The organism is Oscillibacter valericigenes (genome assembly GCF_016902445.1).
Classification (GTDB): domain Bacteria; phylum Bacillota; class Clostridia; order Oscillospirales; family Oscillospiraceae; genus Oscillibacter; species Oscillibacter avistercoris.
Genome location: NZ_JACSNX010000014.1, coordinates 54,046 through 66,407 on the forward strand (window position 1 = coordinate 54,046; position 12,362 = coordinate 66,407).

At 64.0% G+C, this 12,362-nt stretch carries 10 protein-coding genes; 8 read left to right on the plus strand and 2 right to left on the minus strand.

What is annotated here, in order from left to right; translation table 11 throughout:
* Positions 1 to 76 precede the first annotated feature (76 nt).
* The 3 genes from H9X91_RS09555 to H9X91_RS09565 are packed head-to-tail and all read left to right on the plus strand — an operon-like array spanning position 77 to position 3,094.
* Entirely contained in the window at positions 77 to 1,231 is a 1,155-nt protein-coding gene (locus tag H9X91_RS09555; RefSeq protein ID WP_204804627.1) for a DUF4317 domain-containing protein, read from the plus strand.
* A 16-nt stretch (positions 1,232 to 1,247) separates the two neighbouring features.
* On the plus strand, positions 1,248 to 2,198 hold the full coding sequence (locus tag H9X91_RS09560) for a nucleoside hydrolase (RefSeq protein WP_325193637.1): 951 nt from the start codon (positions 1,248 to 1,250) through the stop codon (positions 2,196 to 2,198).
* 14 nt (positions 2,199 to 2,212) lie between these two features.
* Positions 2,213 to 3,094 carry a ribokinase gene (locus H9X91_RS09565; protein WP_204804628.1) on the plus strand — a complete coding sequence of 294 codons (882 nt, stop codon included), beginning with the start codon at positions 2,213 to 2,215 and terminating at the stop codon, positions 3,092 to 3,094.
* Between the two features lie 130 nt (positions 3,095 to 3,224).
* Here the strand turns inward: H9X91_RS09565 and rpoN are convergent, their stop codons facing one another.
* The gene (gene rpoN, locus H9X91_RS09570; protein WP_204804629.1) at positions 3,225 to 4,556 is read right to left on the minus strand and encodes an RNA polymerase factor sigma-54; all 1,332 of its coding nucleotides are present in this window, start codon (positions 4,554 to 4,556) and stop codon (positions 3,225 to 3,227) included.
* Positions 4,557 to 4,572: 16 nt separating this feature from the next.
* On the minus strand, positions 4,573 to 6,000 hold the full coding sequence (locus H9X91_RS09575; protein WP_204804631.1) for a sigma-54 interaction domain-containing protein: 1,428 nt from the start codon (positions 5,998 to 6,000) through the stop codon (positions 4,573 to 4,575).
* 392 nt (positions 6,001 to 6,392) lie between these two features.
* Between H9X91_RS09575 and H9X91_RS09580 the strand changes: the two genes are divergently transcribed.
* The 5 genes from H9X91_RS09580 to H9X91_RS09600 form a co-directional block, all read left to right on the plus strand.
* Positions 6,393 to 7,193 carry an enoyl-CoA hydratase-related protein gene (locus H9X91_RS09580; protein WP_204804633.1) on the plus strand — a complete coding sequence of 267 codons (801 nt, stop codon included), beginning with the start codon at positions 6,393 to 6,395 and terminating at the stop codon, positions 7,191 to 7,193.
* Positions 7,194 to 7,254: 61 nt separating this feature from the next.
* Positions 7,255 to 8,811, plus strand: a complete 1,557-nt coding sequence (locus H9X91_RS09585; RefSeq protein ID WP_204804634.1) for an acyl CoA:acetate/3-ketoacid CoA transferase — start codon at positions 7,255 to 7,257, stop codon at positions 8,809 to 8,811.
* Between the two features lie 236 nt (positions 8,812 to 9,047).
* Positions 9,048 to 10,523, plus strand: coding sequence for a 4-hydroxyphenylacetate 3-hydroxylase family protein (locus H9X91_RS09590; RefSeq protein WP_204804635.1), 1,476 nt, complete (start codon positions 9,048 to 9,050; stop codon positions 10,521 to 10,523).
* Positions 10,524 to 10,746: 223 nt separating this feature from the next.
* On the plus strand, positions 10,747 to 11,886 hold the full coding sequence (locus tag H9X91_RS09595; protein WP_204804636.1) for an acyl-CoA dehydrogenase: 1,140 nt from the start codon (positions 10,747 to 10,749) through the stop codon (positions 11,884 to 11,886).
* An 18-nt stretch (positions 11,887 to 11,904) separates the two neighbouring features.
* Positions 11,905 to 12,362: electron transfer flavoprotein subunit beta/FixA family protein (locus H9X91_RS09600; RefSeq protein WP_204804637.1), on the plus strand; the 458-nt coding region annotated here is incomplete at its 3' end.

Sequence of the window (12,362 nt, forward strand, 5' to 3'; positions counted from 1 at the left end):
ACAAGACGCCGGAGATGTGGTAAGATAAAAACCCGGCCGGAGGGCCGGGATCAATCTGAACGAGCGAGGTGTCCCCATGAACCAAAGAGAGCTGGGTGAGCTGCGCCGCCGGTTCCGGCCGGAGAAGAGCGCCATCAGCCGCGTGTACGGCTGCTATGTGAACAGCAGCCGCGAGATCATCGCCTACATCGACCAGTCCCTGGGCCTGATGCCCCAGGAGGAAGCGGAAAAATATCTGGGCCTGCTGAAAAAGGCCCTGTCCGGCACGCTGGGCCGGAATCTGATCGACATCGTGTTCTCCACCCAGCAGGTGGCCGACAGTGAGGAGCACCGGCTGCTCTCCGCCCTGCGGAACTCCGAGCTGAAGGACGCGGAGGCGCGGGAGGCCTTTTACCAGAAGGTCATCGCCGCTTTGGACATGGGGGAGAGCAACTACCTGATCCTGCTGGGGGCCGACGCCTACGACGTGCCCCACCGGGGCAGGGACGGCGAGGTGGACCGGGACGCCGGCGAGGAGGTGTTCCGCTACGTGGTCTGCGCCGTCTGCCCGGTGAAGGACGGGACGCCGGAGCTGGGATACTTCCACGGGGAGAACGAGTTCCACATCTCCGTGGAGAAGCAGATCGTGGGCCAGCCGGAGCTGGGCTTCCTGTTCCCGGCATTTGACGACCGGACGGCCAATCTCTACAACGCCCTGTTCTACAGCCGGAAACCGGACGCCATCCACCAGGAGTTCATCGACGCCGTGTTCCGCACGGAGCCGCCCATGTCCGCCGCCGAGCAGCGGGAGACCTTCCAGTCCGCCCTGTGTGACGCCCTGGAGGAGTCCTGCAGCATGGAGGTGGTCCAGTCCGTTCACGACTACCTCCGCCAGCGGATCCAGGAGCACAAGGACAGCCGGGACCCGGAGCCCCTGGCGGTCACCGCCGGCGAGGTGAGCGGCGTGCTGCGGAACTGCGGCGTGCCGGAGGCGCGGGTGGAGGCCTTCCAGTCCGCCTGCGGGAAATCCTTCGGCGAGGGGGCCCTGGCTCCCGCCAACCTGATCGATGCCAAGCACTTTGCCGTAAAGACTGCCGACGCCACCATCCAGGTGGATCCGGAGCGGAGCTACCTGGTGGAGGCCCGCATCATCGACGGCCGGCGCTATCTGCTGGTGCCGGCGGACGAGAGCGTGGAGGTCAACGGCCTGGGCGTCCGCATCGCCACCCGGGACAGCGGAGAGACGAACTGAGAGGGGAGAGCGGGAGATGCTGAAGAAGATCCTGATCGACGCCGATACCGGCATCGACGATTCCATCGCCATTCTGTTTGCGCTGAAGCGGCCGGATGTCCGGGTGATGGGCGTCACCACCGGCTTCGGGAACACCACCGCCCGACAGGCGGCGGAGAACTCCCTGCGGCTGATCCGGCTGGCCGGTGTGCCCTATGAGGTGCCGGTGGCCGTGGGGGCCACGGAGCCGCTGGCGGGGAACTGGAAGGGGCCGGATCCCCACATCCACGGGCCCAACGGCATCGGCGGCGTGGAGCTGCCGCCCTCGCCCCAGCAGCCGCTGGAGGAGCCGGCCTGGGACTTCATCGCCCGGATGGCCCGGGAGCACCCCGGTGAGCTGACCCTGGTGACCCTGGCCCGGATGACGAATCTGGCAAAAGCGCTGGAGCGGGAGCCGCAGCTGCCTCGGCTTTTGAAAAAAGTGGTGTTCATGGGCGGCACCTTCCGTGCGCCGGGGAATGTCTCCCCGGTGGCGGAGGCCAACATCGCCGGGGACCCGGAGGCGGCGGACCGGGTGTTCCAGGCGGGCTTTGACCTGACCATGGTGGGCCTGGACGTGACCCAGAAGGTGCGGCTGACCACGGCCCACGTGGACATCCTGGACAAGTACGCCGCCCCGGAGAACCGGCCCATCGCGGACTATCTGAAGCAGGCCCTGCCCTTTTACTTCCGGTTCAACCGGCTGCAGAACAACTGCCTGGACCACTGCCCGGTCCACGATCCCCTGGCCATGCTGACGGCGGTGGATCCCAGCGTGGTGACGGTGCGGACCATCCCTGCCCGGGTGGAGTGCGGCGGCACCTTCTGCCGGGGCATGGTGGTGGCGGACCTGCGGGAGCATCCCATCGAGGCTCCCGGCGTCTCCATCTGCGTGGATGTGGACAGCCGCCGGGCGCTGGAGGAGCTGCTTACCACCTTTATGGCGTAAGGGAGGAGAAGCGTATGCGTGTTGTAAATTTCGGCTCGCTGAATATCGACTATGTCTACCGGGTGGACCACTTTGTCCGGCCGGGGGAGACCATGAGCGCCCAGTCCCTGCAGGTCCAGTGCGGCGGCAAGGGACTGAACCAGTCCGTGGCCCTGGCCCGGGCCGGGGTGGAGACCTGGCATGCGGGCCTGATCGGTCCGGAGGGCCGTTTCCTGAAGGAGACGCTGGACCGGGCGGGCGTCCATACCCGGTTCGTGGAGGAGACCGCCGGCAGCACCGGCCACGCCATCATCCAGGTGGACAGCACCGGCCAGAACAGCATCCTGCTCCACGACGGCGCCAACGGCCGGCTGACGCCGGAGTTTGTGACGGCGGTGCTGGATCAGTTCTCCGCCGGAGACGCCGTGCTGCTGCAAAATGAGACCAGCTGCGCCGGAGACATCCTGCGGGAGGCGGCCCGCCGCGGGATGCGGGTGGCCATGAACGCGGCTCCCGCCAATGAGACCCTGCATGGCCTGCCGCTGGAGACATTGTCCTGGCTGCTGGTGAACGAGGTGGAGGGCGCCTTCCTGGCGGGGACGGAGGAGCCGGAGGCCATTCTGGACACGCTTGCAGAGCGGTACCCGGACACCACCGTGGTGCTGACCCTGGGAGAACAGGGGGCTGCGGCGGCCCGGGGGAGCCTGCGGGCACGGGTCCCGGCCCGGCAGACGACCGTGGTGGACACCACCGCCGCAGGGGATACCTTCACCGGCTACTTCCTGCGGCGGGCGCTGGAGGGGGCCTCTCTGGAGGAGGCGCTGACGCTGGCCGCCGCGGCAAGCGCCCTGGCGGTGAGCCGCCCCGGCGCTGCAGATGCGGTGCCGGGCTATACAGAGGTCCTGGCAGCCCTGTGAATACGAAGCCCGCCCCTGGACAGAGACTGTCCGGGGGCGGTTTTTGATGGATCGACATCCGGGCCACAAGGCCCTCCATCTCCGCCGGGCAATGGCGGGAACCGCCCGGGGCCGGCGGCAGGGGATGGAATCAGCTCTGCTTCCTGGCGGCGGCAGAGCCGAGACGAAGCTCCATCCGATACTTGGCCACAGTGCGGCGGGCGATGTGGATGCCCTGCTCCTCCAGCAGCTCCGCCAGCTTCTGATCGCTGAAGGGGCGCTTGCGATCCTCCTGCCGGATCAGTTCCAGCAGCCGCAGCTTCACGGTCTGCTGGGAGGGGCCCTGTTCCCCCAGGGCCCGGCTGAAGAAATAGCGGAGGGGATACGTCCCCTGGCGGCACTGGAGGTATTTTTCCCGGGTGGCCCGGGAGATGGTGGAGGGATGGAGCTGCAGCTGCTCTGCCAGAGTCACCATCGTCATGGGGGCCAGCTCCGTGGACTGACCGGAGAAGAAGGCGTACTGGGACTCCAGAATGGCCTCCGCGCACTGGCGGAGGGTGCTGCCTCGCCGCTCCAGACTGTTCAGCAGCCATTTGGCCTGCTGCATCTTCTGCTGGAGATAGGTGCGGGTCTCCGGCTCGTCGGACTCCTTCAGCAGCCGCACATAGTACTGGCTGATGGACACCCGGGGCAGGTAGTAGTCGTTCAGGATCACCTGCAGCTTCCCGTCCAGCTCTGCGATGAACAGGTCCGGACGGATATAGAGGGTGGGTTCCGCCGGCTGGAAGGAACGGCCGGGATAGGGATCCAGGGCGGAGATCCGCTTCTCCGCCGCCCGGACCTCCTCCAGCGTGGTGTGAAGCTCACGGGCAATGAGGCCGTAGTGCTTCTTCCCCAGATCCGGCAGGAACCGGCGGACGATCTCCATGTCCAGGGGAGAGGCGCTGCCCTGCCGGGCCAGCTGCAGCAGCAGGCACTCAGAGAGGGAGCGGGCGCCCACGCCGGCGGGGTCCAGCCCCTGCACGGTCTCCAGCGCCTGCTGGATCAGCGCCTGGGGGATCTTCAGATCCACCACGCCGTCCAGATCCTCCTGGCTGAGGCGGCCGTCCTCATCCACCAGCTCCGCCAGATACCGGGACAGGGCCAGCAGCGGCTTGGGCAGCCGCAGCCGCTCCAGCTGGTCACAGAGGAAGGCGGAGAGGCTCTCGGTCTCCCGGTCTGTGACGCCCCGCTCCGGCATGGCGCCGTGGCCGTCTTCCGGCAGACCGCCGTTGATCCAGTGGACCTTCTGCCGCAGGGCCTCATAGGCGCTGTGGAGCTGGGAGAGGTCTGACTGCTCCACCAGGGGGTTTTCCTCGCTGACCTGATTCAGATAGTCCAGAAGCTCCTGGGAATTCATCTGGAGCACTTCCATGGACTGCAGGAGCTGGGGCGTCAGCTTCAGCTCCTGCCGCAGCTCCGTGCTCAGATGGATCAAACTCATGGTGCTTCGCCTCCTTTCATGCCCGGCTGCCGACGTATTTTGCGATTTTCCGGGCCGCTGTGGCCTGGGAGATCCCCAGGTCCTTGGCAACGGCCACAGTCGTGCCGCACCGCTGATAAGAGTCCCGGATGATCTGCGCTTCATAGGCGTCCATCCGCTCGGACAGAGTCCCGCCGGGCATCAGATGCTCCGTACCGGAGGACTTGGGCGCGGTGTATTCCAGCGGGAGAGAGGGGATGTCCAGAATGGGATCCTGGGCAGTGATCACTAGCCGCTCCATCAGATTTTCCAGCTGGCGGACATTGCCGGGCCAGTCATACTGCTCCAGAAAGGCCAGGAACCGGGGACTGCAGGTGAGCGGCTTGTTGTATTCTCCGCAGAATCGGGCCAGGAACTGGTGGGCCATGGGAACGATGTCCTCTTTCCTCTGCCGCAGAGGGGGGATGTGGATGCGGATGACGTTCAGCCGGTAGAAGAGGTCCGACCGGAACAGCCCCCGCTGCACCGCCTCCTCCAGATTGCGGTTGGTGGCCACGATCAGCCGGAAGTCCAGCTCGATCTTCTGGGTGCCGGAGAGGCGCTCGATGGTCTTCTCCTGGATCAGCTGCAGCAGCTTGGACTGGATGTGGGCCGGCAGCTCACCGATCTCGTCCAGGAACAGCGTGCCGTGGTTGGCCAGCTCGATCTTGCCGATCTTGCCGGAGGAGGATGCGCCCGTAAAGGCGCCCTTCTCGTAGCCGAACAGCTCCGACTCGATGAGGTTCTCATGGAGGACGGCACAGTTGACCTCGATGAAGGGGCCGTTGGCCCGGTTGCTCATCTTGTGGATGGCCTTGGCGATGGCGCTCTTGCCCACGCCGGTCTCTCCGGTGATGAGGATGTTGGCCCGGGTGTTGGCGGTGTTCTGCATCAGCGTCCACAGCCGCTGCATGGGGGCGCTTTTGAACAGGAGATTGGTGGAGGTGGCCCGGGTCCGCAGCTCGGCGATCTCCTGGGAGTAGTGCTGCAGGGAGTCCTGCATCCGGCGGTAGTTCCGCTGGATGGAGTTGATCTGCTCCATGGACACGGTGTTGAAGCAGACGGCGTATTTCAGGTCTCCGCTGGCGTCAAACAGAGGGATGCCCACGGTCATCACATTTTTGTGGGTGTGGTTGATGGTCTGGGTGGCACTGATCTTCTTCTTCTGCCGGATGACCTCTGCCGTGATGCAGGGGGTGAAGGTGCCGTCCGCCTCCAGGTCGAAGGCGGAACGGCCCACGATGGAGTCGTGGGCGAAGCCGAAGTTCTTCTCATAGGTCTCGCTGACCCGCAGGATGATGCCGTTGGCATCGGAGACCATCATGTCGTCTGCCAGCACCAGATTGTTTTCCGGACTCAGGATCTCCAGGAGCCCTTCAAGATTGATCCCCTCATCATGAAGGGCGGAAAGGGATGAAAACGGCATCTGTGCAGACCTCCTCACCGGGCCGCCGGACCCGGAAATTCTATTCAAAAGTGAGTATAGCATATTCAAAAGTGAATAGGAAGAGGAAATGGCATTTCTGAAGCCGTGAAAACAGACGAAATTTTTGGGGTTTTCTAGCGAATTTCCACAAGAAATGAAAGTGCCCGCGGCAGAATACGACAAATCGCCTATTCATATTTGAATAACTCCGCCCGGAAAGGTGCGTCAGGTCCGGAAATTTCCAGCGTTTTGGCGGAAAGATTTTAGCATCCTGTACAAAAAAGCGGGGCGGAAACTGAGAGAATTGCCTCTGGAAAGGTGGCATATTTTTTGCTATAAATAGAGTGTTGAATGATCTCGCTTCAACGATTTTTATCAGGGAGGTTTTTGAGATGTATCAGACCATTCGATATGAAAAGCAGGACGGCATCGCGATCGTTACCATCAATCGCCCGGAGGCGCTGAACGCGCTGAATTCCACTGTGATCTCCGAGCTGGAGCAGGTGATCGGCGAGGTGGAGAAGGATCAGGAGCTGGGCGCCATGATCCTCACCGGCGAGGGCCGCTCTTTCGTGGCCGGCGCCGACATCGGCGAGCAGTACGGCCTGGATGTGGCTGCCGGCCGCAAGTGGGGCCAGCGGGGCAGCGCTCTGATGCGCCGCATCGAAAAGCTGGAGATCCCCACCATCGCTGCAGTGAACGGCTTTGCCCTGGGCGGCGGCTGCGAGTTGGCCATGTCCTGCGACATCATTCTGGCCGCCGGCCCCAATGCTGAGGGCAAGGGCGGCGCCAAGTTCGGCCAGCCTGAGGTGGGCCTGGGCATCACCCCCGGCTTCTCCGGCACCCAGCGTCTTCCCCGCCGGGTGGGCATCGCCAAGGCCAAGGAGCTGATCTTCTCCGGCAAGACCATCGGCGCCCAGGAGGCCAAGGAGATCGGCCTGGTGAACGCTGTGTACGCTCCGGAGGAGCTGATGAACGGCGCGGTCGCCATGGCAAAGTCCTTCATGGTCAACGCCCCCATCGCCGTGAAGTACGCCAAGGCCTGCATCGACCGCGGCATGCAGATGGACATTGACGACGGCATCGCCGTGGAGAACGAGCTGTTCGCCATGTGCTTTGCCACCGAGGACCAGAAGGAGGGCATGGGCGCCTTCCTGGAGAAGCGCAAGGAGAAGCACTTCCAGAACAAGTAAGCACCTACCGGCGAGACGCCATCCACTTTATTACATTTGATAAAAAAGAGGGAAGTCAGGCATGAAAAAAGTTCGCGTGCTTACCGCTGAAGAGGCGGCGCTGCTGGTGAACGACGGCGACACCATCGCCACCGGCGGATTTGTCAGCTGCGCCTGCCCGGAGGCGCTGTCCAAGGCACTGGAAAAGCGGTTTCTGGAGACCGGCCATCCCAAGGATCTGACGCTGTTCTTCGCGGCCGGCCAGGGCCACCGGGATGGCACCGGCGGCGACCACTACGGCCACGAGGGAATGGTGAAGCGGGTCATCGGCGGCCACTGGGACCGGGCCCCCAAGCTGGGCGACCTGGCCCTGGCCAACAAGATCGAGGCGTACAACCTGCCCCAGGGCGTCATCTCCCACATGTACCGGGACATCGCCGCCCACAACATCGGCACCATCACCACCGTGGGCCTGTACACCTTTGCCGACCCCCGCAACGGCGGCGGCAAGCTGAACGACTGCACCACGGAGGACCTGGTGAAGGTCATCAACATCGAGGGCAAGGAGCTGCTGCTGTACAAGGGATTCCCCATCAACGTGGTGTTCCTGCGGGCCAGCTACGCCGATGAGTACGGCAACTGCACCGTCCACCGGGAGATCGGCCCCATCGACGTCACCGCCATGGCCCAGGCCTGCAAGAACTCCGGCGGCAAGGTCATCGTGCAGGTGGAAAAAATTGTGCAGGGCGGCAGTCTGGATCCGAAACTGGTGGCAATTCCCGGTATCTATGTGGACTCCATTGTGGTAGGATCCATTGAGGACAACGAGCAGTGCCTGGGCATGCCGTATGACGGCAGCCTGACCGGCGAGTTCCGCATCCCTGTGGACGCCATCCCGCCCATTCCCCTGGACGCCAAGAAGATCATCGCCCGCCGGGCGGCCATGGAGCTGCCGGAGAACGCCATCGTGAACCTGGGCACCGGCGCCCCGGAAAAAATCGCCAATGTGGCGGCGGAGGAGGGCATCTCCGACAAGATGACCCTGACCGTGGAGGCCGGCTCCATCGCCGGCGTGCCCATGGGCGGCACCCAGTTCGGCGCCGCGGCCAACTCCATGGCCATCCTGCCCCACAACGTCCAGTTCGACTTCTATCAGGGCGGCGGCCTGGATGTGGCCTTCCTGGGCCTGGCGGAGACGGCCCCCAACGGCGACCTGAACGTGTCCAAGTTCGGTACCCGCCTGGCCGGCGCCGGCGGCTTCATCGACATCACCCAGAACGCCAAGAAGGTGGTCTACTGCGGCACCTTCACCGCCAAGGGCCTGAAGACCGAGTGCCGGGACGGCAAGCTGGTCATCACCCAGGAGGGCGCCAAGAAGAAGTTCGTCAACCAGGTGGAGCACATCACCTTCTCCGGCAAGTACGCCGTGCAGGTGAAGCAGCCGGTCCTGTACATCACCGAGCGGGCCGTGTTCGAACTGCGGCCCGAGGGCGTGACCCTCATCGAAATCGCCCCCGGCATCGACCTCCAGACCCAGGTGCTGGATCAGATGGAGTTCATGCCGAAGATCGCCGAGGACCTGAAGCTCATGGACGAGCGCATCTTCAAGGATGAGCTGATGGGATTGGCGGAAGACTAAGGGATTTTCACCGTTGCGGCGATGCGATTTCCGGCCCTGACCGGGCCGCAAATCGCGCCGCTGCCTCGAAACCGGCTCGCTTGCTCCGCCGCTGGCGGCGCTTCGCCGGTTTCCCCTCTCCCTCGCACGGCGAGGGAGCCGCGCCCAATGGCACGGGCAGAAGTGTTCCGGGCAGGCGGAGCCCGCCCGGAACGGATTGAAAATAGACCCCCATTTTTACGAGGAGGAAAAAAGAAATGGCATTGATGACCCCCCAAGAGTATGTTGAGAGCCTGCGGAAGCTGAACACCCGGGTGTACATGTTCGGGGAGAAGATCGACAACTGGGTGGATCACCCCATGATCCGCCCCTCCATCAACTGCGTGGCCATGACCTACGCCCTGGCCCAGGATCCCCAGTATGCGGACCTGATGACGGTGAAGTCCAGCCTGACGGGCCACACCATCAACCGCTTCACCCACCTGCATCAGTCCACCGAGGATCTGATCAACAAGGTGAAGATGCAGCGTCTGCTGGGCCAGAAGACCGCTTCCTGCTTCCAGCGCTGCGTGGGCATGGACGCCTTCAACGCCGTGTTCTCCACCACCTATGAGATCGACGAGAAGTACGGCACCCACTACCACGAGAACTTCAAGAAGTTCCTGACCTTCGTGCAGGATAACGACCTGACCGTGGACGGCGCCATGACCGACCCCAAGGGCGACCGGTCCAAGGCCCCCAGCCAGCAGGCTGACCCGGACATGTACGTCCACGTGGTGGAGCGCCGCCCGGACGGCATCGTGGTCTGCGGTGCCAAGTGCCACCAGACCGGCTCCATCAACTCCCACTGGCACATCTTCATGCCCACCATCTCCATGGGCGAGGCGGACAAGGACTGGGCAGTTTCCTTCGCCTGCCCCACCGACGCCGAGGGCATGTACATGATCTACGGCCGTCAGTCCTGCGACACCCGGAAGCTGGAGGAGGACGCCTCCATCGACGTGGGCAATGCCAAGTTCGGCGGCCAGGAGGCCCTGGTGGTCCTGGACCACGTGTTCATCCCCAACGAGTACATCTTCCTCAACGGCGAGTATGAGTTCGCCGGCATGATGGTGGAGCGGTTCGCCGGCTATCACCGCCAGTCCTACGGCGGCTGCAAGGTGGGCGTGGGCGACACCCTGATCGGCGCCGCCGCCCTGGCCGCCGAGTACAACGGCGTGGAGAAGGCCAGCGCCGTGAAGGACAAGCTGATCGAGATGATCCACCTGAACGAGACCCTGTACTGCTGCGGCATCGCCTGCTCTTCCCAGGGCTTCAAGACCAAGGCGGGCAACTATCAGATCGACCTGCTGCTGGCCAACGTGTGCAAGCAGAACGTGACCCGGTTCCCCTATGAGATCGTCCGCCTGGCGGAGGATATCGCCGGCGGCCTGGTGGTCACCATGCCGTCCCAGAAGGACTTCCACTCCGACACGGTGGTGGGCCGGAACGGCGAGACCATCGGCGACATCTGCAACAAGTTCTTCGCCGCCCGGGAGGGTGTGAAGACCGAGGACCGTCAGCGGATCATGCGGTTCATCGAGAACCTGTGCCTGGGCGCGGCGGCCGTGGGCTACCGGACCGAGTCCATGCACGGCGCCGGCTCTCCCCAGGCCCAGCGCATCATGATCGCCCGCCAGGGCAACATCCAAGCCAAGAAGCAGATGGCCAAGGAGATCGCGGGCATCGAGTAAGCCGTCCAGGGGGGACGCTGTCCCCCCTAGATACGGACTTTGGGCCTTTGGCCCAAAGCCCGATACCCCCCTCTCCCTCGCACGGCGAGGGAGCCGCGCCCAGTGGCGCGGGCAGAGGTGTTCCGGGCAGGCAAAGCCCGCCCGGAACCGACCAAACGGGGCGGCAAGTCCCGCCCTCCTATTTCGTTGCGTTTTCCAAATTTGAATATAAGGAGAAGACATCATGGATTTCAATCTCAGCCGTGAGCACCAGCTGGTCCGGAAGATGATGGCGGAATTCACCGAGAACGAAGTGAAGCCCATCGCTGCCGAGACCGACAAGACCAGCCAGTATCCCCGGGAGAACATCGAGAAGCTGTTCGACCTGGGCGTGATGGGCATGTGCGTCCCCAAGGAGTATGGCGGCGCCGGCGCCGATCCCCTGGCCAGCGCCATCTGCATCGAGGAGCTGTCCAAGCAGTGCGCCTCCACCGGCGACATCGTGGCCACCCACAACGGCCTGTGCTGCGACCCCATCATCACCCACGGCACCGAGGCTCAGAAGGCCAAGTACCTGCCCATGCTGACCAAGGGCCACAAGGTGGGCGCTTTCTGCCTGACCGAGTCCGACGCCGGCTCTGACGCCGCCAAGGGCCAGACCGAGGCCAAGCTGGACGGCGACCATTACGTCCTGAACGGCTCCAAGATCTTCATCACCAACGGCTATGTGGCCGACGTGTTCGTGGTCTTCGCCATGACTGACAAGACCAAGGGCACCCGCGGCATCTCCGCCTTCATCGTGGAGAGCAGCTTCCCCGGCTTCTCCGTGGGCAAGCACGAGGAGAAGATGGGCCTGCACGGCTCTCCCACCGCCGAGATCGTGTTCACCGACTGCATCGTTCCCAAGGAGAACCTGCTGGGCCAGGAGGGCAAGGGCTTCAAGATCGCCATGCAGACCCTGGACGGCGGCCGGATCGGCATCGCGGCCCAGGCTCTGGGCATCGCCGAGGGCGCCATGGAAGAGGCCATGGCCTATACCAAGGGCCGTGTCCAGTTCGGCAAGCCCATCAGCAAGTTCCAGAACACCCAGTTCACCTTCGCCGACATGGCCATGCGCTCTGAGGCCGGCCGTCTGCTGACCTATCAGGCCGCCGTGCTGAAGGGCGAGGGCAAGCGCTTCACCAAGGAGGCCGCCATGGCCAAGCTGTTCTGCTCTGAGCACGCCATGCTGACCACCACCAAGGCGCTGCAGATGTTCGGCGGCTACGGCTACACCAAGGACTATCCCCTGGAGCGCATGATGCGCGACGCCAAGATCACCGAGATCTACGAGGGCACCAGCGAGATCCAGCGTGTGGTCATCTCCGGCAATATCGGCCTGTAAGAGGAGGAAGAACGAATTATGAAGATCATTGTTTGCGTCAAGCAGGTCCCCGACACCTCCGGCAAGGTGGCGGTGAACCCGGACGGCACTCTGAACCGTGCCTCCATGCAGACCATCACCAACCCCGATGACATGAACGCTGTGGAAGCCGCCCTGAAGCTGAAGGACGCCACCGGCTGCAAGGTCATGGTCGTCACCATGGGTCCGCCCCCGGCAGCCGGCATGCTGCGGGAGCTGATGGCCATGGGCGCTGACGAGGCCGTTCTGGTCTCCGCCCGTGAGTTCGGCGGTTCCGACACCTACGCCACCTCCCAGATCCTGGCCGCCGCCATCTCCACCATCGGCGTGGAGGATGACGACATCGTCATGTGCGGCCGGCAGGCCATCGACGGCGACACCGCCCAGGTGGGCCCCCAGATCGCCGAGAAGCTGCACCTGCCCCAGGTGACCTATGCCGCCGACATCCAGAAGGACGG

Coding starts and splice junctions, on each gene's coding strand:
- H9X91_RS09555 (WP_204804627.1), top strand. CDS start 77: ATGAACCAAAGAGAGCTGGGTGAGCTGCGCCGCCGGTTCCGGCCGGAG.
- H9X91_RS09560 (WP_325193637.1), top strand. CDS start 1,248: ATGCTGAAGAAGATCCTGATCGACGCCGATACCGGCATCGACGATTCC.
- H9X91_RS09565 (WP_204804628.1), top strand. CDS start 2,213: ATGCGTGTTGTAAATTTCGGCTCGCTGAATATCGACTATGTCTACCGG.
- rpoN (WP_204804629.1), bottom strand. CDS start 4,556: ATGAGTTTGATCCATCTGAGCACGGAGCTGCGGCAGGAGCTGAAGCTG.
- H9X91_RS09575 (WP_204804631.1), bottom strand. CDS start 6,000: ATGCCGTTTTCATCCCTTTCCGCCCTTCATGATGAGGGGATCAATCTT.
- H9X91_RS09580 (WP_204804633.1), top strand. CDS start 6,393: ATGTATCAGACCATTCGATATGAAAAGCAGGACGGCATCGCGATCGTT.
- H9X91_RS09585 (WP_204804634.1), top strand. CDS start 7,255: ATGAAAAAAGTTCGCGTGCTTACCGCTGAAGAGGCGGCGCTGCTGGTG.
- H9X91_RS09590 (WP_204804635.1), top strand. CDS start 9,048: ATGGCATTGATGACCCCCCAAGAGTATGTTGAGAGCCTGCGGAAGCTG.
- H9X91_RS09595 (WP_204804636.1), top strand. CDS start 10,747: ATGGATTTCAATCTCAGCCGTGAGCACCAGCTGGTCCGGAAGATGATG.